Below are 18,754 nucleotides of genomic sequence, written 5' to 3'. Positions count from 1 at the left end.
CACGACTGAGGCCCGCGAGGTATCGCGGGCGCAGGTGGGTCTTTTTCTTCATCTAATATGTCGTGGCGGTTGGAAATCCGTGAAACGAGACACCGCCGATTATTCATCCTCTCTCGAAATAACGTCCGTCACCTCAATGATACGATACATTGCTGGCTTGCCGCCAACGGACCTTATTTCCACATTTACTTGAAAAATACATTGAAGTGGATTGGTTTCTAAATCTAATACAGCTCGTTTTGCAGGTTCTTGTGCAAACTGTAATTTCACTGGCCTCGGGGATATTGTTTCTACAATCCCTCTATCGCCCGATTTAGATGAAACATCATTCTTAACCTGCTCCAACACCATCAGTTGATCAGTTAGGATTTGGGATGATGGAAGCTGTGGACCAAGATACTTAGCAACTCCGTTTTGTACGGCATTAGCTTCAAGCCCCCCAATATTGAAGCTTTGATAGACGTTTACAACTCCGCCTTCCATCACGGTCATATTTAGTTGCGATCCAAAATCCTTTGCGACCGGCTCAACAAACTGCGCGATTTGTTTCGCTTGCTTTATACTTGGATCAAATTTTGTTTTACTTTCATCCTTACCTAAAAAATACCCTACCAAATCATTTGCATTAGCCACAAATCCAGCCAAAACTGCTTTGTGCTCTAATATCCATTCGGCCTGCTCTGCCAGAGCAACCATATCAGCGATTAGACTGCCAGACTTAATTTCTTTTACGTAAAGTTTTAGATTATCTCGCTGTGGATCACCCGTGGTTTGATTAGCGTAGTCTTTAAAATAATCTCCTAATGCCATAAAACTGGCAGTCAAATCCAAAAGTTCAACTGGCTTCGAATTGCGAAATTCAATTCTCAATATTGTTTCATCTTTTTCCATTGCAGTCCCCTAAGCTTAGAATCAAAGAAGCTTACTTTTCTTATTCTGCCAAGCTTCATTCTTCGTCCGTTCGAGGTTGCACCTTCAATATTGACGTTTACGTAATAAGCCGGTAGCTCTTATATGGGACAGCCGTTTGGCGCCTGCCGGAATGCGAACAGCGCCGATGCAGGAGGCTTCTGAGGAGAAGCCAACAAATCATATTTGGAGGAAAGATGTATCGCGCGCCGGTTTCTGAAATTTCCCATACGCTGATGAAGGTTGCAGGGCTGGAAAAAGCCCTCGATGACAACCGCTTCCCTGAATTTTCCGCCGATCTTGCCGCTGCCATTCTGGAAGAAGCCGGCAAGTTTGCCGCAGAGCGCGTCGAGCCTTTGCGCATCACCGGCGACAAGCACGGCGCGACCGTCAAGGACGGCGTTGTCACGACCGCGCCGGGCTGGAAAGAGCTTTACCGCGACTGGATCGAAGGCGGCTGGAACTCGCTGACCGGCACGCCGGAATATGGCGGCCAGGGCCTGCCTATGACGATGTCGGTGGCTGTCAGCGAAATGTGGAACTCCGGCACGCTGGCCTTCGCCATCGCCCCGACACTGACCATGGGCGCGGTCGAAGCGCTCGAAAAGCATGCCTCGAAGGAATTGAAGGACGTCTATCTCGAAAAGCTCATCAGCGGCGAGTGGATGGGCACGATGAACCTGACCGAGCCGCAGGCCGGTTCCGATCTCGGCGCACTTCGCACCCGTGCCGAACGCGCCGGCGATGGCACTTACCGCATTTTCGGCCAGAAGATTTTCATCACCTATGGCGAGCATGACCTGACCGACAATATCGTGCATCTGGTGCTGGCACGCCTGCCCGATGCCCCGGCTGGCACCAAGGGCATTTCGCTGTTCCTCGTGCCGAAATACCTCGTCAACGCAGACGGTTCGCTCGGACGCCGCAACGATCTGTTCTGCTCCGGCCTCGAACACAAGATGGGCATCCATGCCTCGCCAACCTGCACCATGATCTATGGGGACGGTTTCGTTAAAGGTGAGGAACAGGGTGCCGTCGGCTATCTGATCGGCGAGGAAAATCGTGGACTGGCCTGCATGTTCACCATGATGAACAATGCCCGCCTTCTGGTTGGCATTCAGGGCGTCGGCGTTGCCGAAGCGGCTTACCAGCAGGCGCTCAGCTATGCCAAGGAGCGCAAACAGGGCCGCGCCATCGGCGCTGATCCGAAGCAAGGCATGACCCCGATCATCGAGCATCCCGATGTGAGCCGCATGTTGCTCACCATGAAGGCGCTGACGCAGATTGCCCGCTCCATCACCTATTCCTGCGCCCATGCCATCGACATGAGCCATGCGACGGATGGCGCAGACCAGCAGTTCTGGTCAGACCGCGCGGGGCTGCTGACGCCGCTCGCCAAGAGTTTTGCCACCGATGCAGGTGTGGATGTCGCTTCGCTGGGCGTCCAGATTCATGGCGGCATGGGCTTCATCGAAGAGACGGGCGCAGCACAGTTGCTGCGCGATGCCCGCATCACCCCGATCTATGAAGGCACCAACGGGATCCAGGCCATCGACCTTGTGGTGCGCAAGCTGCCGCTTGGGCAAGGTGAACACATCAAGGGCTTTCTTGAAGAATTGCAGGCAGATGCCGACAAGGCCAGTGCATCCAATCGCCCGGAACTAGGCGAAACCGGCGCGCGTCTCTCCAAGGCGATCGCGCAGGCCCGCGAGGCCACCGAATGGTTGCAGAAGGCCGTGGCGGATGGTCAGCTCGAGGCAGCCCTTGCCGGGGCCACGCCTTACCAGCGCCTCTTGTCGCTCGTTTCAGGCGGTGCCTATCTGGCGCGGGCAGCGCTTGCCGGTGACGACAGCGGACGTGCGGTCCTGAGCCGCTTCTTCGCGGAAAACATGCTCGCCGAAGTTTCCTCCCTGAAGGATACCGTCATAACCGGCGCCGCCAGCCTTGCCGCCGCCAAATCTGCGCTGGAGGCGTAAGCATGAGCGAACATATCCTGATCGAGCGCACAGGCGCGATCCAGATCATCCGTCTCAACCGGGCCGACAAGAAGAACGCCATCACGCGCGCCATGTATGCGACCATGGCAAAAGCGCTCAAGGATGGCGACGCCGATGACGCGGTGCGTGTGCATGTGTTTCTTGGCGTGCCGGGTGCGTTCTCGTCCGGCAACGACATGCAGGATTTCATGGTTGCGGCATCGGGCGGCGACCTTGGCAACGAGGTTCTGGATTTTCTGAACGCTCTTGCCAGCGCGAAGAAGCCAATCGTTTCCGGCGTCGACGGACTTGCCATCGGCATCGGCACGACCATCCACCTGCATTGTGACCTGACATTTGCAACACCGCACGCCTTGTTCCGCACGCCATTCGTCGATCTCGGCCTTGTGCCGGAAGCTGCGTCCAGCCTGCTCGCCCCACCGCTGATGGGACACCAGAAGGCTTTTGCGTTGTTGGCGCTTGGCCATGGTTTCACTGCGGAAGCCGCACAGGAAGCCGGTATCGTCTATCGGGTCGTAGCCGACGATGCGCTGGAAGCGGAAGTGATGAAGGCGGCGGAAGAAATAGCCGCCAAGCCTCCGCAGGCCATGCAGATTGCCCGCGCGCTGATACGCATGCCCGCCGAAAAAGTTTCCGAGCGCATCGCGCGCGAGGCCAGACATTTTGCCGAACGGCTTACCTCGGATGAGGCTCGCGAGGCTGTCATGGCATTTCTGAGCCGGAAAAAATAAACCCGGACGTTTCTTTTACGGGCGCATCTTTTCCGAAAAGGGTTCCACCTTTCGGGATGCGCCCCAAGAACATCCGGGGGCTTCTTGGAGGTCAGCCAAAGTTATTAGCTTGCCGCATTTGCCTCACGCAAAACCGCTTCACACTTTTGCTGGAAATGCTCTATTTCAGTTCCGCGCAATGATTTCCTTGCCCGAGATCACCAGACGGACGCCAAGCGTGCCCGTCTTGCGGCGAGCGAGAAAACGCGGGCGGCGACGGCGCGGCTCCTGTCCCTGGCGGCGCGCCTGCGGCTGGCCGGTGCGAACAGCGCCGGTGCTTTCATAAAGCGGGCGGGCAACACCGTCTTCCTCAACCAGCATCATCGGCAGATTGAAGCTTGCGGCCCATGCGCGCCAGTCGGCGGCAACGTCGGTCAGGTCATGCGCGACAAGCAGGGGAACGGAAAGCTGCGGATCTTCGTGCATCAGCTCCAGCGTCACCGTGATTTCGCCGAACTCATCTTCCACTGCGCGGGCGGCAACGCCCAGAAATGCGTTGGCAGGAAGCGCGATCGACATTGGCAGGCCACTTGAAGGCAGAACCTGCCGGATCACCGCGCCGCGCTCGTTGATGGTGAAGGTAACGTCGCTGCTGCCGTCGCGGGTCGCATAGGTCACGACCTGCGGAAAATGAAACGGATCGAGCCGCAATTCCCGTCCTGCCCAATCGGGCTTCAGTCCCTTGCTCATCATTTTCGACGCCTCTGTCTCTCTGTCTTATGTCCGGTTTCCCGGTTGGGCTTTTGCCCTTGTTGAGACGGAGAATAGGCGCGGTTTATTACCGATGGGCTTAATGAGTTAAGTTAACTTTTCCTTGGCTTCGGCTTTGGTTATCAGAATGCAACCATGTGTAAGAATTCGGAAATTCTTCTGAATAAGCGTTTACTAAAAGAAACGGGCGGTTAACACCGCCCGTCTTGTTTCCGTAATAATGCGGACCTTACAGAACCTTGCCGGGGTTCATGATGCCTGCCGGATCGAAGGCCGCCTTGATGCGGCGCATCAGGTCGAGCGCAACATCCTGCTTGAAGAAGGCGAGTTCCTCACGCTTGAGCTGGCCAATGCCGTGTTCCGCCGAGATCGACCCCGTATAGCTCGCAACGATTGTGTGAATACGATGGTTCAGTTCGTGCCAGCGCGCCAGGAAGGCTTCCTTGTCGGCATCCACCGGCTGCGAAACATTGTAATGCAAATTGCCGTCGCCGATATGCCCGAAACAGACGATGCGCGCACCGGGGATCATTTCCAGCGTCGCGGCATTGGCCTCATGGATGAAGGCGGGGATGGAAGCGACCGGCACGGAAATATCGTGCTTGATCGAGCCGCCCTCGGGCTTCTGCGCCCAGGACATTTCCTCGCGCATCTTCCAGAAGGATTGCGCCTGCGCCACGCTTTCACCGATGGCGGCATCCTGAATGATGTCGTTCTCGAAAGCTTCGGTGAGGATCGTTTCCAGCGTCGCACGCGCATCCTCTTCCGAGCGGGAAGAGGAAATATCGATCAGCACATACCAGTCATGCGGGCTTTCAAGCGGATCGCGCACGCCATCGACATGACGCACGGTAAATTCCACGCCGACGCGCGGCATCAATTCGAAGCCGGTCAGCGAGGGGCCCGCATGTTCGGTGGCAAGCTGGAACAGGCGCAGCACGTCTTCCGGGCTGCGCAGGCCCGCATAAGCCACGCCCTTGCCCTTCGGCTGGGGGAAGATTTTCAGAACCGCCGCCGTGATGACGCCGAGCGTGCCTTCCGAGCCCACGAACAGGTCTTTCAGGTCGTAGCCGGTATTGTCCTTCTTGACGTAGCGGAGATCATTCAAAACCTCGCCGGTCGGCAGCACGACTTCGAGGCCGAGGCAAAGCTCGCGCATATTGCCATAGGCAAGCACTGCCGTGCCGCCAGCATTGGAGCCAAGATTGCCGCCAATCTGGCACGAGCCTTCCGCACCCAGCGACAGCGGAAACAGGCGACCGGCTTTTTCCACGGCGTCCTGAAGGTTTTTCAGGATCACGCCCGCTTCGAGCGTTACCAGATTGCCAACCGTATCAAGATTGCGGATGCGGTTCATGCGGCCCAGCGAAAGAATGATGGCCGTGCCGCTTTCATCGGGCTGCTGCCCGCCCACGAGACCGGTATTTCCGCCCTGCGGCACCACCGGTGTCTTCGTTTCGCTGGCAAGCTTCATGATGGCTGCGACTTCTTCCGTCGAGCCCGGGCGAAGGACCAGCGGTGTGCGGCCATGATAGAGATCGCGCTGCTCGATGAGATAAGCGGCGAGATCTTCCGGCGCGGTCAGCGCATTCTTTTCGCCCACGATGGCGGAGAAACGTTCGATCAGAGCGGTGTCCAGCATAGTCTGTCTCTTGAATTCAAAGGGAGGATTAACGCGGGGCCGCCGCGCGTTTCAAACGGTCGTTGATGGCCTCGCCGAGACCGTCAAAAGGGATGGGTTCGACAGCGATGGTGGCGGCACCTGTCGCGTCCAGCCTGCGCATGAAATCGAACAGATTGGCCGCTGCCTCGCGCAAATTGCCATCGGCGCTCAGGTTCAAGATCGTTGCCGCGCCTTCTGCACCAGCCACGCGCTGCGGGCCGAAGGCAAGCAGCACCTCACCCGGCTGCACCGAACCAACATCGAGCCGCATCGCCGCGTCAGGCGCATAATGCGATGCCATCATGCCCGGTGCCTGAATTGCGGAAGTGTGGTCGGCACGGACCAGCTTTTCGCCAATCACAGCCTCGATTTCTTCCGCAGCCAGCCCGCCCGGACGCAGCAGATGCACCCTGTTGCCGTCAACCTTGACGATGGTGGATTCAACCCCGACGCCACAAGGACCTGCATCAAGGATAAGGTCCAGCCTGTTGCCGAGATCGCCCGCGACTGCGCTCGCGCTCGTCGGGCTGATGCGGCCCGAGGTGTTGGCGCTTGGCGCAGCCACCGGGCTGTCGAGCCCCTCGATGATATCGCGTACGCGGCCAAGCGGCATACGGATGGCGAGGGTTTGCAGCCCTGCGGTCACGAGAGGATGAATTGGCCGACCCGCATCCTGCCGGTCTTTCAGGGGCAGCACGATGGTGAGCGGCCCCGGCCAGAACATTTCGGCAAGCTTGCGTGACAGAGCGTCGAAAGTGACATAGCGCTCGGCCATGGCAATGCCGCTTACATGGGCAATCAGCGGATTGAACTGCGGGCGTCCCTTGGCCGCGAAGATGCCGGCCACGCCCTCGCCGTTGGACGCGTCTGCGGCAAGGCCATAGACTGTCTCGGTCGGAATGGCGACGAGACCACCGCGCCGCAGCACTTCCACTGCGCGCAGGACCGCCTCATCATCGAATTTGACTATATCGGACACTGGTTTTCCGCCTCTCGGGCGTCCCAAGTTAAGCCCGTTCTGCCTACACAAGCTGAGGCCCCTGCGCAAGCAAGCTCCGCCTCTCTCCGGGCACAATCACGGGAAGACGATCATGATTGCGCATGAAAAATTCCGTTTTGTTAGGTTTTTCAGGGCATGGTGCGTTTATTCATGCGTGAGGTGAATAATGTTATCGCGATTTATCGCTATTTCGCTAATGGCCGTCGGACTGCCCGCAATTGCGTTCGCCAACGGAAGCGAAGGCGCGCCGTCGACCTATCAGGTCGGCTCCATCGACTATATCGGCTATGACACGATCGGGGCCAACGGCCTGCCGGTCTGTGGCCCCTGCGCGGAAAAACACGCCGCCGAACTCGACGCACAGAAGGCAATCGAGGCACGCCGCAAGCGCGCCCGCGCCTATATGGCCCGCATGCAAGGCCAGCCCGTCCCGGATGACCTGCTAGAGCCCGCCGCCACGCCAGCGGAGGATTTCGACCCCGCCAAACCGGTGCGGGTGGTTGGCGACGCCTGGGCAGCGGCATCGGGTGAAACCGATCTCGGTTCCCTCGAACTCAGACCCGGTTTGAAATAAGCAGGACGCACGACGGGCGTTGTACGTTTTCCCTCAGCCCTTCGAGACGCCTCCCTTCGACAAGCTCAGGGAGGCTCCTCAGGATGAGGGAAAATGGAGCCGCACGTGGCTGATTATCAGCCAGCGATTTTCGAGAAATCCGCCACCTTGCCGGTTGCCGCACGGATCTGGTCGAGCAATGCCAGACGATTGGCGCGGACATTTTCGTCCTCGTCGTTCACCAGCACCTTTTCAAAGAACGTATCGACAGGACCGCGCAGCTTGGCGAGCGCCAGCATCGCGCCGTTGAAATCTTCACGGGAAATGGCAGCTTCGGCATCCTTCGAAGCCAGAGTGACGGCTTCAAACAGTGCCTTTTCTTCCGCCTCACGCAACAGAGCCGGGTCAACGTGGTCGGCGACCTTCGTACCCTTCTTTTCCTCGGCAGCGAGAATGTTGGCGGCGCGCTTGGTGCCTGCCAGCAGGTTCTTGCCGTCTTCCTCGTTGATGAAGACGATCAGCGCTTCCAGACGGCGGGCGACCAGCAGCAGATTGTCGGCTTCCGGCGACAGCACCGCGTCGATGGCGTCGTAACGCGCGCCTTCTTCCTTCAGATGCACCTTGAAACGGTCGTGGAAGAAGGACAGAAGATCGGCCAGCACTGGTTCGGAAGATGCTTCCGCCTCGGCACGAGCCTGCTTTTCATAGCTGGCCAATGCGTTGTCCACGTCCTGCTCGCCGTCGACATCGCCGGAATTTTCCGCAGCGAGCCTGGCTTCAAATTCACGAAGCTTACGCTGCACCTGACCTTCTTTCAGCGCGGCAAAGGCCGAACGGAAGAGCGGTAGCAGCGGGAATTTCCATTCCTGCGACAGCAGGAGACGGATCACGCCCAGTGCTGCACGGCGAAGCGCGTAAGGGTCTTTCGAGCCGGTGGGCTTTTCATCAATCGCCCAGAAGCCGACCAACGTATCGAGCTTGTCGGCAAGCGCGACGGCGACCGAAACCGGGTTCTTCGGCACAACATCAGACGGGCCTTGCGGCTTGTAATGTTCTTCAATGGCTGCGGCAACGGCCTCGTTTTCGCCCTGAAGAGCCGCATATTTGCGGCCCATCGCGCCCTGAAGCTCAGGGAATTCGCCGACAACTTCCGTCTGGAGATCGGCCTTGGCGAGCACGGCTGCGCGAGTGGCAAGCTTTGGATCGGCACCCACCAGCGGCGCAATCTGGGCAGCCAGTTCGCGAATGCGTTCGACGCGCTGCCCTTGCGTGCCAAGCTTGGCATGGAAGGTCACATTCAGGCTATCCAGACGCGCCATGCGCTGATCAAGCGGCTTCTTCAGGTCGAGACCGAACTTCTGTGCTGAAGCGGCCAGCTTGTCGAGGTCGGGCAGATCATGCTGGTCGGTGTGCCAGAAATAGAGCGCATCCGATAGGCGCGCGCGCACCACCTTGCCGTTGCCATAGGCGATTTCCGTGCCGCCGTCGCGGGCTGCGATGTTCGACACCAGAATGAATTTGTTGGAAAGGGCTTCCGTTTCGCCCTGCTTGCGGGTGACGAAGCATTTCTGGTTGGCGCGGATGGTGAGGCGGATGACTTCCGGCGGGATGGCCAGAAATTCTTCCTCGAACTCGCCCATCAGCACGACCGGCCATTCGACGAGACCAGACACTTCTTCCAGAAGTCCCTCGTCTTCGACCAGCTCAAGGCCGGAAGCGAAGGCGAGATTATGCGCGTCCTGCGAAATGATTTCCTTGCGGCGTTCGGCATCGAGAACCACGAAAGCCTTTTCGAGCTTTTCGACATAATCCTCGAAACGGCGCACCTTGATCCCCTGACCATCGCTCAGGAAACGATGACCGTAGGTGACATTGCCCGACCTGATGCCATCGACATCGAAATCGATAACCACGGTTTCCTCTGTTTCAGGGCCGAAAGTGCAAAGGATCGACTGCAGCGGACGCACCCAACGAAGCGAACCGGGCTTGGCAGAAGCCGCACCCCAGCGCATGGATTTCGGCCATGGGAAATTGCGGATCGTGTGCGGCACCAGTTCGGCGACGATTTCTTCCGCAGCACGGCCCGGCTTCGTCAGATGGGCGACGTAGAAATCGCCCTTCTTCGGGTCGGAATGCACGTGCGCCTGCGATACATCGCTCAGGCCTGCCTTGCGCAGAAAGCCCTGAATGGCCTGTTCGGGTGCTGTGACCGACGGGCCCTTGATGTCCTCGTGCACGTCCTTGGAACGCACGGTAAGGCCACGAATATCAAGCGCCAGACGGCGCGGCGTCCAGTAGGCGGTCGCCGCTTCGTAAGTTAAACCAGCTTCCACCAGACCATCGGTAATCATCTTTTTCAGATCACCGGCAGCCTTGCGCTGCATGCGGGCCGGAATTTCCTCGGAAAAGAGTTCGAGCAGTAGATCAGGCATCACAGAGCCTCATTCTTGTAATTAAAGCCGCCTGCATCGGTGAGCAGAAATGCCTCGCCGCACTGACGCGCAAGATTGCGCACGCGCAAGATGTAGCTCTGGCGCTCGGTGACCGAGATCACGCCGCGCGCATCCATCAGATTGAAGACGTGGGATGCCTTGATGCACTGATCGTAGGCCGGGAAAACGCTCTTGTGCATTTTATGATTGGCGTCAGGTGCCGGAGCACCAGCCTTCAGAATGGCCTCGCACTCGCGCTCCGCATCGATAAAATGCTGATGCAAGGCCTCGGTATTGGCCATTTCGAAATTGTAGCGGGAATATTCCTGCTCGGCTTGCAGGAACACTTCGCCATAGGTGACCTTCTCGTCGCCTTCGAGACCATTGAAGTTGAGGTCGTAGACATTGTCCACGCCCTGCACATACATGGCGAGGCGTTCGAGACCATAGGTCAGCTCACCGGAAACCGGCGAGCATTCAATGCCGCAGACCTGCTGAAAGTAAGTGAACTGCGACACTTCCATGCCGTCGCACCAGCATTCCCAGCCAAGGCCCCATGCGCCAAGCGTCGGGCTTTCCCAGTCGTCCTCCACGAAGCGCACGTCATGCAGCGTCGGGTCGAGACCGATCGCGCGCAACGAACCGAGATAAAGATCCTGGAGGTTCGGCGGCGACGGCTTGATGATCACCTGATACTGGTAATAGTGCTGGAGACGGTTGGGATTTTCACCATAGCGTCCGTCCTTCGGACGGCGCGACGGCTGCACATAGGCAGCCCTCCACGGCTTCGGCCCCAGCGAGCGCAGCGTCGTTGCCGGGTGGAACGTACCCGCGCCCACTTCCATGTCGTATGGCTGCAGAATGGCGCAACCGTGTTCCGCCCAATAGTTATGGAGCGTCAGGATCAAACCCTGAAAGGAACGGGTGGGATGCATATGTGCTGGCAACGTACTGGACACGGGGTCGGGCCTCGTAATTGAAATGATGGCCCGGTCTAATTTGTCAGCACGGCAGGGTCAAGCATGACATTTGATCGCTGAAAGCGCCAGACAGGCAAACATTGCGGCACCGGGCCAGACCGGACATATGCAATCGCCCAAACATAATAACGTTCTTTATCATTAAAACGGAAATTAAATATACAAAATAACATACTAATAGTTGCTTATTTAAATCGCACATGAATCTTGATAAACGGCACTTGCAATTTTGGAATCAACAGGTTTTCATGTGACTTGGAATAAGCCAGTAGTAGTAAAATCGAATAATTTATTATATAATATTGCATCTGCACGCAATGCAGAATGGTTTCTGCTTAAGCACTGGCCTTTGTTTGAGCCTTCGGATTTGGACGAGGTATTGTTGTCATGCCTGTTGAGCTGGCCGGAGAATGCCGCAGCAGAGCAGCGCGCCAGAGTAAAATTCATCCGGGCTTGCGCCAATGCCGGCATTCTGGCTGCTGGTATTGCGAATGGTGGCGACGTCCCTCAACACATCGTCGCCACGAAAATGAGACCCGCTGCTAGCGGTCAGCCCGACGTCTGTCTCCCGCTTTCCGCTTTGAAACGCGCGCCTAAGAACAGGAAGCGATTTCGATCAAGACGCGCCTCGCAACGAAGAGTGAAAGCGCTGTGCACCGCCGCCTATGCGACGGCGCAGCAATTCTCAATCCGCAGCAGGCTTGTCTTCGGCAGGCTTTTCCGTCTTGGCCGATGATTGGCCCGCGACATCGGGCAGCCCCTTCTTGAGCTTTTCCTCAATCTTGACCAGTTCTTCGGGTTCGGGCTTGCCTGCAATTGCATGGTTCCACTGGAACGTCGCTTCCAGAAGCCGCCCGACGCGCCAGTAAGCGTCACCCATGTGATCATTGATCGTCGGATCTTCCGGGCGAAGCTTGACCGCCTTTTCCAGTTCGATCACCGCTTCCGGATAGCGTCCGAGCATGTAGTAGGCCCAGCCGAGCGAGTCGACGATATAACCGTCCTGCGGTCGCAGTTCGACCGCCTTCTTGATCATGCCCAGCGCTTCATCGAGATTCTCGCCGCGGTCGACCCAGGAATAACCGAGATAATTCAGGACCTGCGGCTGGTCGGGATAAAGCTCAAGCGCCTTGCGGAAATTGGGCTCCGCCTTGTCCCATTCCTTCAGGCGTTCATAGGCAATGCCGCGCTGATAAAAGACCGGCCAGTCCTTGCGTTCCGGCGTCTTTATCTGTTGGACGGCAGCATCATAAATTTTCGCCGCGTCGGCGAAATTCTTGTCCTGCGCATAGACGCCGCCGAGCGCCAGATAGGTGCGCATGTCGGTCTTGTCGCGTTCCAGCAGTATCTTGAGCTGCTTGATGGCTTCCGCCGACTGGCTGTTTTCGGCCAGATTGAGCGCGCGCTGCATTTCGGCATCGCGGCGGTAAGGCGATTTTTCCGGCACGCGGCCATAATATTCGATGGCCTTTTCCGGCTGGCGCAATTTCGCGGAAATATCGCCCAGCTGATAAAGGGTCGCATCATTATCCGGGCGCAGCGGCAGCGACATCTGCAGATACAGCTTGGCGAACGCTTCCGCGCCGCTGCGGTTGATCGCGGTTCCAAGCGTATAGAGCGCCTCGGCGGCACCTTCCTGCGCGGTCTTGATCAGGCGTCCGTATTTCTCGCCAGCCTCGATCTTTTCGCGCATTTCGGTGATCGTCATGCGACCGTTCAGAAGCTCTTCGGCATCTTTCAAAATCTTGATCGCGCCTTCCTTGTCGCCCTGGCGGAGCTTGAAGGAGGCATAGGCCATGACGATGCGCTCATATGTATCGGGCGCAGCACTTCCGCCCGGCCGGTCGTCGACTGCCTGTTGGTAGAAATCACGCGCTTCCTGCTTCTGACCGGCAAGATCGGCTATCAGCGCGGAATTATAGGTGCGGAACAAGCCGTACCATTCCGGCCCCTGCATCTTCTGGATATCGGCGAGCGCCTGTTTCGGATTGCCCTGCCCGACCTTCACCCATGCGCTCATGAAGCCGGTCGAAAGACGATCCATATCGGATTGCAGGGACAGCATCAGAAGCGGACCGACCTTGCGATATTGCTTGCGATTGATCGCATCGATGGCCAGCGCCACGCGGGAAAACCGCTCTATGTCGGGAACATTCTTCAGTTCTTCCGCCAGAGGCAGCGCGTCGTTGAACCGGCCTTCGGTCAGCAAAACCAGCAGCAGGTCCTGCTTGATCTGCGCATTGCCCGGATCGAAGGCCATGGCCTGACGGTAGAAATCCACGGCAGCGGCGAGATTGTTGTCGGATTCGGCCGTGCGTGCGGCAAGATATGCCCCGGCGAACGAACCGGCGCGGACAGGGGGCGATGCAGGATCGGTTGTCGCCTTGGCCAAAGCGCCGCTTGTCGGGATTGCAATTCCCGCCAGAAGCGAGAGCAGCAAACCATAAAGCGGGCGGTATTTCGATCCTTGCCGCATAAAGCCCTATCCTCTTCTCAAATCCCTGTGACAGATACCGGCAAGCAAACCACAAAAGCTCCGAAGTGCCGGGCACGCTGTCTCCTTGCCGGAAAAGGCACCCCAAGCATGGCCTTTTTGGGATGGCGGGGCAAGAAAAGCATCCGTGATAGAATGCTTTTCCGAGTATTCTTGGCCTGCAAGGATGCTGGCCGGTCAGTTCACGCGGCTGATGCAGAAATCGATGACTTCGATCAGCGCGTCCTTCTGCGGCGTCGCTTTCAAAGGCGCCAGGGCGTCGCGGGCGATCTCGCCGAAATGGCGCGCGCGCTGCACCGTGTCGGCAATCGCGCCGTGCTTCGTCATCAGGCCGATGGCCTTCTGCAAGGATGCGTCGTCGCTTGCGCCCTCTTCGATCGCGTGTTTCCAGAAAGCGCGCTCATCGTCGGTGCCGCGGCGATAGCTCAATATAACCGGAAGCGTAATCTTGCCTTCGCGGAAATCGTCGCCGGTATTCTTGCCGAGATCGGCTGCTGAACCGCCGTAATCGAGCGCGTCATCGACGAGCTGGAAGGCAAGGCCGAGATTGAGGCCGTAGTCGCGCAAGGCTGCGCGATCCGCCGGCCGCGCGCCAGCGATGATCGGGCCGACTTCACCCGCAGCCGAAAACAGCGCCGCAGTCTTGGCCTTGATGACCGCCAGATATTCGTCCTCGGTTGTTTCCATGTTCTTGGCGGCGGCAAGCTGCATCACTTCGCCTTCGGCGATCACCGAGGCCGAGGTCGCCAGAACGTCCAGCGCGTCGAGCGAGCCGACATCGACCATCATCTTGAAGGCCTGACCCAGAAGGAAATCGCCGACGAGAACGCTCGCCTGATTGCCCCAGATCATGCGCGCCGTGCTTTTGCCGCGACGCAGATCGCTTTCATCGACCACATCGTCATGCAGAAGCGTTGCGGTGTGCATGAACTCCACGGCAGTGGCGAGACGCACATGGCCGTCGCCTTCATAGCCGAACATGCGGGCGGCTGCGAGCGTCATCATGGGACGCAGGCGCTTGCCGCCAGAGGAAATCAGATGATTGGCAACTTCCGGTATCATTTCGACATCGGACCCGGCGCGGGAAAGGATCATCTCGTTCACCCGCGCCATATCGGCTTTCGTCAGATCGACGAGCGGCTGAACCGATCCTTCCTGTTTCTTTTTACCGTCCAGATTCAGAACCAAACCCAATGCCATTTCTCCTAGCTGCCCGGCCACATTATTGAAACGGACCGGATTGCTCAAGTCGCAACTGGCCCCACAGCGCCCCCAAAGCGCTCCCGAGCGTTACTATTCCGACGCCTGTTCACCATTGAAGGAAGCTGTTGTCAATGCGGTGCATTCGCTACAAAGTGTTCACATGATCGAACTTATCCGTACGAATGATTCCGTTCTGCTGTCCTTTGCCGAAGCCTTGATGAAAGAGGCCGGCATCGCTTATTTCATCGCAGACACGAATATGAGCATCATTGAAGGTTCTCTCGGCGTTTTGCCGCGCCGCCTTCTGGTCAGCGATGACCAGGTTGAGGAAGCACGGCAAATCCTGATCGATGCCAAGATTGAACACGAACTGCGCGATCAATGAATCCGGAAACCGAAAATGACGCAGGTGAAACCCTCGATGTGTTCCATCGTGGGGCATTTCACCTCGTCCAGCCCGCATTGAAGGGCCATCGCTCCGGTGTGGATGCGATGATTCTGGCCAGCGCGGTTCCGAACGGCTTTGCCGGACGCGTTGCCGATCTTGGCAGCGGCGCGGGTGCTGCCGGGCTTGCCGTCGCCTCCCGCTGCGCGGGCGCCACTGTCACCCTTGTCGAGCGCTCCGCTTTCATGGCCGGTTTTGCCCGCAAGAGCATCGACCATCCGCTGAATGCGGCTCTGGCCGACCGCGTCAATGTAATCGAAGCCGATGTGGCCCTGAGAGGCAAGGCGCGCATCGCCGCCGGACTTGCCGACAACAGCTTCGATTTCGCCATCATGAACCCGCCCTTCAACGAAGCGCGGGATCGCAGCACGCCCGACCCCCTGAAGGCGGAAGCGCATGTCATGCCCGAAGGCATGTTCGAACAATGGGTGCGCACTGCGGCAGCAATCGTGAACCCCGGCGGCGGCATCGCCATCATCGCGCGGCCGGGTTCCATCTCTCCCATTCTCGAGGCCCTGTCGGGACGGTTCGGCGGCCTGAGAATCGTTCCGGTCCAGCCGCGCCCGGACGCGGCAGCAATCCGTATCGTCGTGACAGGAATACGAGGAAGCCGCGCCGGTCTCTCGCTGATGCCCGCACTTGTTCTGCACGGAAGCGAGGGACATGGCTTCACGCCGCGCGCCGATGGCATCAATAACGGGCTCGACGCCCTCGTTTAGAGCGGTTCCGGTTGGAGCGGGACAAGCCATCCATCCAGTGAACGATTTGCCTGCGCAGGCGCTTCGCATCTCTGCTGGAAAATGCACTAACTCCTCGGTTGCGCCAGCACGACCAGATTGCGGTCCGGGTCGCGCAATCGCAGAATCATCATATAGTCGGCTGCTTCGATATTGCCGGGGCGAATCCCGTCGAATGAAAGCCGCGCATGTTCGGCGCGCACATCGCCCACGATCAGTGTCAGCGTGCCGTGTCCGGCATCGGTCGGATTCTGGTAGAGCTGGAAGCCTGCGGAGGGGCCGTGATGCCATTCCGCCAGCCCCTGCATCGGCCGCGCATCCGGGTTACGGTCGAAGATCGTGGCAAACCATTCGGTACTGCGCTCGAGTTCGGAACAACTTAATTGGGCAACAATAGTTGTGAGCACCATCGTGGTCTCCTCCCGGATCGGATAACACGGCAGCATTTCATAAGTTCCGGCGGCCCGGACCCGCCGATTTCGGACAATGGGGGGCGATTTTGATTGAAACCGTGGATTCCAGCCAATATCTCTAAACCGCGATTTTCGTTCTGCGGCTCCCCGCCGCCCTTTTCCGAAAAAGCGAAACAACAAACGACAGAGCAGGCAACGGGAACCAATGAATCACAACTCAAACAACAGCCGCCCCGTATCAATCATGCGGCGCTTTCTGGATAGCGAATCTGCGGGTGGCATCAGCCTCATGGTGGCGGCAGCGCTCGCGCTCATCGTGGCGAACTCTCCGTTCGCGCACGTCTATTTCGAAGCGCTGCACCTCTATATCGGTCCGCTCAGCCTTTCTCACTGGATCAACGATGCCTTGATGGCGGTGTTCTTCCTTCTCGTGGGCCTGGAAATCAAACGCGAGTTTCTCGACGGACAGCTGGCAAGCTGGCCAAACCGCATGCTGCCCGGCATTGCCGCCGCTGGCGGCGTCATCCTGCCAGCCATCATCTTCTCGGCGCTCAACTGGCATGATCCCGTCAAGCTGCGCGGCTGGGCCGTGCCCTCCGCAACAGACATCGCCTTTGCGCTTGGCGTTCTGTCGCTCCTGGGATCACGGGTTCCCTCGAGCCTCAAGGTGTTTCTGGCGACGCTTGCAATTCTGGATGATCTTGCGGCTGTCGTCATCATCGCCATTTTCTACACGGCCGAAATCTCCATGCCCTATCTCGGCGGAGCTTTTGCCGCCGCCATCGTCCTGCTCATCATGAACCGGATGGGCGTGATGAAGCTTTTGCCCTACCTGATCGGCGGCGCGGTGCTGTGGTTCTTCGTGCTCAATTCCGGCGTTCATGCAACGGTCGCGGGCGTGGTGACGGCACTGATGATCCCGCTGAAACCTGCCCCCGGAAAGCCTGACGACATGTCGTCGCCGCTGCATGTGCTGGAACATGCGCTGGCCAAGCCCGTCGCTTTCATCATCGTGCCGGTTTTCGGCTTCGCCAATGCGGGCATATCCTTTGCCGGCCTCGACGCTTCGGTCATGCGGGATACGCTTACGCTTGGCATCATGCTTGGCCTCTTCATCGGCAAGCAGCTTGGCGTCTTCGGGGCGGCCTGGCTCGCGATCAAGACCGGTCTTGCGCAAAAGCCGCTTGGCGCCACGTGGACGCAGCTTTACGGTGTGGCGATCTTGTGCGGAATCGGCTTCACGATGAGCATCTTTATCGGCCTCCTCTCCTTCCCTTCCGACCTCATGCAGGCGGAGACCAAGATCGGCGTCCTGGCAGGCTCGGGCCTGTCGGCGATCTGCGGCTATATCCTGCTGCGGCTGGTCACCAGGCCGAAAAGCGCCTGACGAAACAAATACCGCCGCCCGGAAACAAATTTCCGGGCGGTTTTCTTTGTGTTTCCCATATTGCTCCCTACATTGCGGCTGAGAGATTTCAGTTCAGGAGTTTGCCTTGCCCGGTTTATTGACGCGTCTTGTTCCGCGCCGCTTCCGCCCGGTTTCCATCGAGATACCAGTCGTGCGACTGCATGGCGCCATCATGTCCGGAGGCTCGGCGTTCCGCCCGTCGCTTTCCATAGCGTCGACGGCAGCGATCCTAGAAAAAGCGTTCACCGACAAGGAAGCGCCCGCCGTCGCCATTTCGCTCAACTCGCCGGGCGGTTCGCCAGTGCAATCCCGTCTGATCTACCGGCGTATCCGTGATCTTGCCGCCGAACATCAGAAGAAGGTTTTCATCTTCGTCGAGGATGTCGCCGCCTCGGGCGGCTATATGATCGCGCTGGCCGGTGACGAGATCATCGCCGATCCGTCATCGATCGTCGGTTCTATCGGTGTCGTATCGGCCTCATTCGGCTTCCCCGAGCTTTTGAAGAAGATCGGCGTGGAACGCCGCGTCTATACGGCAGGCTCCAACAAGGTGACGCTCGATCCTTTCCAGCCGGAAAAGAAGGCAGACATCGAGCGGCTGAAATCCTTGCAGCTTGAAATCCACGAAACCTTTATCGACATGGTGAAGGAACGCCGCGGAGCCAAGCTTGCGGAAGACCAGGATCTGTTCACGGGGCTGTTCTGGACCGGCATCAAGGCACAACAGCTTGGCCTGATCGATGGGCTGGGCGATATGCGCAGCTTCCTGCGCAAGACCTATGGCGACAAGGTCAAGCTGAAGCTGGTTGAGCAGAAGCGCAGCCTTTTGGGACGCAAGGTTCCCGGCGTTGACATGGCGCTCGGAAATCTTGATCCGGCTTCCATTGCCGCGCATCTTGGCGACGGCCTGCTTTCCGTGGCAGAGGAAAAGGCGCTCTGGGCGCGTTACGGGCTTTGAAGAATAGTGGGAAAAACAACGCTCCGGCGAAAAACACCGTCGATTTTCCCACCAATGCTTTGAATTCCTTCGTTTCACCAT

The 18,754-nt window shown here is 58.3% G+C and carries 16 protein-coding genes; 7 read left to right on the top strand and 9 right to left on the bottom strand.

Annotation, left to right across the window (positions count from 1 at the left end; all coding sequences use genetic code 11):
- Positions 1-99: 99 nt before the first annotated feature.
- Positions 100-891 carry a hypothetical protein gene (locus tag ACOWVS_RS07645; RefSeq protein ID WP_006470655.1) on the bottom strand — a complete coding sequence of 264 codons (792 nt, stop codon included), beginning with the start codon at positions 889-891 and terminating at the stop codon, positions 100-102.
- Between the two features lie 215 nt (positions 892-1,106).
- Here ACOWVS_RS07645 and ACOWVS_RS07640 point away from each other — a divergent pair, with 215 nt between their 5' ends.
- Together ACOWVS_RS07640 and ACOWVS_RS07635 are read left to right on the top strand one after the other, a co-directional pair.
- On the top strand, positions 1,107-2,885 hold the full coding sequence (locus tag ACOWVS_RS07640) for an acyl-CoA dehydrogenase (protein WP_075041768.1): 1,779 nt from the start codon (positions 1,107-1,109) through the stop codon (positions 2,883-2,885).
- 2 nt (positions 2,886-2,887) lie between these two features.
- Positions 2,888-3,637 (top strand): crotonase/enoyl-CoA hydratase family protein, encoded by a 750-nt coding sequence (locus ACOWVS_RS07635; RefSeq protein ID WP_006470653.1) that lies wholly within the window; start codon positions 2,888-2,890, stop codon positions 3,635-3,637.
- 165 nt (positions 3,638-3,802) lie between these two features.
- Here ACOWVS_RS07635 and ACOWVS_RS07630 read toward each other — a convergent pair whose 3' ends face one another.
- The 3 genes from ACOWVS_RS07630 to ACOWVS_RS07620 all read right to left on the bottom strand — a co-directional run bounded on the left by ACOWVS_RS07630 (position 3,803) and on the right by ACOWVS_RS07620 (position 7,029).
- Positions 3,803-4,369, bottom strand: coding sequence for a DUF6101 family protein (locus tag ACOWVS_RS07630; RefSeq protein WP_006470652.1), 567 nt, complete (start codon positions 4,367-4,369; stop codon positions 3,803-3,805).
- 247 nt (positions 4,370-4,616) lie between these two features.
- Positions 4,617-6,029, bottom strand: a complete 1,413-nt coding sequence (locus tag ACOWVS_RS07625) for an FAD-binding oxidoreductase (RefSeq protein ID WP_063881940.1) — start codon at positions 6,027-6,029, stop codon at positions 4,617-4,619.
- A 28-nt stretch (positions 6,030-6,057) separates the two neighbouring features.
- Positions 6,058-7,029: an L-threonylcarbamoyladenylate synthase gene (locus tag ACOWVS_RS07620; protein WP_021586159.1), complete on the bottom strand. Its 972-nt coding sequence runs from the start codon at positions 7,027-7,029 to the stop codon at positions 6,058-6,060.
- A 187-nt stretch (positions 7,030-7,216) separates the two neighbouring features.
- Here ACOWVS_RS07620 and ACOWVS_RS07615 point away from each other — a divergent pair, with 187 nt between their 5' ends.
- On the top strand, positions 7,217-7,624 hold the full coding sequence (locus tag ACOWVS_RS07615; RefSeq protein WP_031346462.1) for a hypothetical protein: 408 nt from the start codon (positions 7,217-7,219) through the stop codon (positions 7,622-7,624).
- 116 nt (positions 7,625-7,740) lie between these two features.
- On the opposite strand, the gene glyS is transcribed toward ACOWVS_RS07615, so the two are convergent.
- The 4 genes from glyS to ACOWVS_RS07595 all read right to left on the bottom strand — a co-directional run bounded on the left by glyS (position 7,741) and on the right by ACOWVS_RS07595 (position 14,703).
- Positions 7,741-10,035 carry a glycine--tRNA ligase subunit beta gene (gene glyS / locus ACOWVS_RS07610; RefSeq protein WP_006470648.1) on the bottom strand — a complete coding sequence of 765 codons (2,295 nt, stop codon included), beginning with the start codon at positions 10,033-10,035 and terminating at the stop codon, positions 7,741-7,743.
- Positions 10,035-10,970: a glycine--tRNA ligase subunit alpha gene (locus tag ACOWVS_RS07605; protein ID WP_006470647.1), complete on the bottom strand. Its 936-nt coding sequence runs from the start codon at positions 10,968-10,970 to the stop codon at positions 10,035-10,037. The genes glyS and ACOWVS_RS07605 overlap by 1 nt, the downstream gene beginning before the upstream one ends.
- A gap of 730 nt (positions 10,971-11,700) precedes the next feature.
- A complete protein-coding gene (locus ACOWVS_RS07600; RefSeq protein WP_006470646.1) occupies positions 11,701-13,491 on the bottom strand; it encodes a tetratricopeptide repeat protein in 1,791 nt (596 codons plus the stop codon).
- 195 nt (positions 13,492-13,686) lie between these two features.
- A complete protein-coding gene (locus ACOWVS_RS07595) occupies positions 13,687-14,703 on the bottom strand; it encodes a polyprenyl synthetase family protein (protein WP_006470645.1) in 1,017 nt (338 codons plus the stop codon).
- A gap of 169 nt (positions 14,704-14,872) precedes the next feature.
- Between ACOWVS_RS07595 and ACOWVS_RS07590 the strand changes: the two genes are divergently transcribed.
- Together ACOWVS_RS07590 and ACOWVS_RS07585 are read left to right on the top strand one after the other, a co-directional pair.
- Positions 14,873-15,097, top strand: coding sequence for a DUF2007 domain-containing protein (locus ACOWVS_RS07590; protein WP_025089683.1), 225 nt, complete (start codon positions 14,873-14,875; stop codon positions 15,095-15,097).
- Complete coding sequence (locus ACOWVS_RS07585; protein ID WP_021586163.1) at positions 15,094-15,876, top strand: tRNA1(Val) (adenine(37)-N6)-methyltransferase; 783 nt, start codon at positions 15,094-15,096, stop codon at positions 15,874-15,876. Before ACOWVS_RS07590 ends, ACOWVS_RS07585 begins: the two co-directional genes overlap by 4 nt.
- Before the next feature lie 86 nt (positions 15,877-15,962).
- Here ACOWVS_RS07585 and ACOWVS_RS07580 read toward each other — a convergent pair whose 3' ends face one another.
- Complete coding sequence (locus ACOWVS_RS07580; RefSeq protein ID WP_006473374.1) at positions 15,963-16,304, bottom strand: VOC family protein; 342 nt, start codon at positions 16,302-16,304, stop codon at positions 15,963-15,965.
- Between the two features lie 208 nt (positions 16,305-16,512).
- Here ACOWVS_RS07580 and nhaA point away from each other — a divergent pair, with 208 nt between their 5' ends.
- Positions 16,513-17,694, top strand: a complete 1,182-nt coding sequence (gene nhaA / locus ACOWVS_RS07575) for a Na+/H+ antiporter NhaA (RefSeq protein ID WP_006473373.1) — start codon at positions 16,513-16,515, stop codon at positions 17,692-17,694.
- Positions 17,695-17,800: 106 nt separating this feature from the next.
- On the top strand, positions 17,801-18,673 hold the full coding sequence (locus tag ACOWVS_RS07570) for a S49 family peptidase (RefSeq protein WP_006473372.1): 873 nt from the start codon (positions 17,801-17,803) through the stop codon (positions 18,671-18,673).
- Positions 18,674-18,754: the final 81 nt, after the last annotated feature.

The organism is Brucella sp. IR068, assembly GCF_049065885.1.
Lineage (GTDB): Bacteria > Pseudomonadota > Alphaproteobacteria > Rhizobiales > Rhizobiaceae > Brucella > Brucella intermedia.
This window is presented reverse-complemented; position numbering and strand designations above follow the sequence as displayed.

What these genes read in the sequence shown, in the direction of transcription:
- ACOWVS_RS07645 (WP_006470655.1), bottom strand. Translation starts at nt 891, where the DNA reads ATGGAAAAAGATGAAACAATATTGAGAATTGAATTTCGCAATTCGAAG.
- ACOWVS_RS07640 (WP_075041768.1), top strand. Translation starts at nt 1,107, where the DNA reads ATGTATCGCGCGCCGGTTTCTGAAATTTCCCATACGCTGATGAAGGTT.
- ACOWVS_RS07635 (WP_006470653.1), top strand. Translation starts at nt 2,888, where the DNA reads ATGAGCGAACATATCCTGATCGAGCGCACAGGCGCGATCCAGATCATC.
- ACOWVS_RS07630 (WP_006470652.1), bottom strand. Translation starts at nt 4,369, where the DNA reads ATGATGAGCAAGGGACTGAAGCCCGATTGGGCAGGACGGGAATTGCGG.
- ACOWVS_RS07625 (WP_063881940.1), bottom strand. Translation starts at nt 6,029, where the DNA reads ATGCTGGACACCGCTCTGATCGAACGTTTCTCCGCCATCGTGGGCGAA.
- ACOWVS_RS07615 (WP_031346462.1), top strand. Translation starts at nt 7,217, where the DNA reads ATGTTATCGCGATTTATCGCTATTTCGCTAATGGCCGTCGGACTGCCC.
- glyS (WP_006470648.1), bottom strand. Translation starts at nt 10,035, where the DNA reads ATGCCTGATCTACTGCTCGAACTCTTTTCCGAGGAAATTCCGGCCCGC.
- ACOWVS_RS07605 (WP_006470647.1), bottom strand. Translation starts at nt 10,970, where the DNA reads ATGCATCCCACCCGTTCCTTTCAGGGTTTGATCCTGACGCTCCATAAC.
- ACOWVS_RS07600 (WP_006470646.1), bottom strand. Translation starts at nt 13,491, where the DNA reads ATGCGGCAAGGATCGAAATACCGCCCGCTTTATGGTTTGCTGCTCTCG.
- ACOWVS_RS07590 (WP_025089683.1), top strand. Translation starts at nt 14,873, where the DNA reads ATGATCGAACTTATCCGTACGAATGATTCCGTTCTGCTGTCCTTTGCC.
- ACOWVS_RS07585 (WP_021586163.1), top strand. Translation starts at nt 15,094, where the DNA reads ATGAATCCGGAAACCGAAAATGACGCAGGTGAAACCCTCGATGTGTTC.
- ACOWVS_RS07580 (WP_006473374.1), bottom strand. Translation starts at nt 16,304, where the DNA reads ATGGTGCTCACAACTATTGTTGCCCAATTAAGTTGTTCCGAACTCGAG.
- nhaA (WP_006473373.1), top strand. Translation starts at nt 16,513, where the DNA reads ATGAATCACAACTCAAACAACAGCCGCCCCGTATCAATCATGCGGCGC.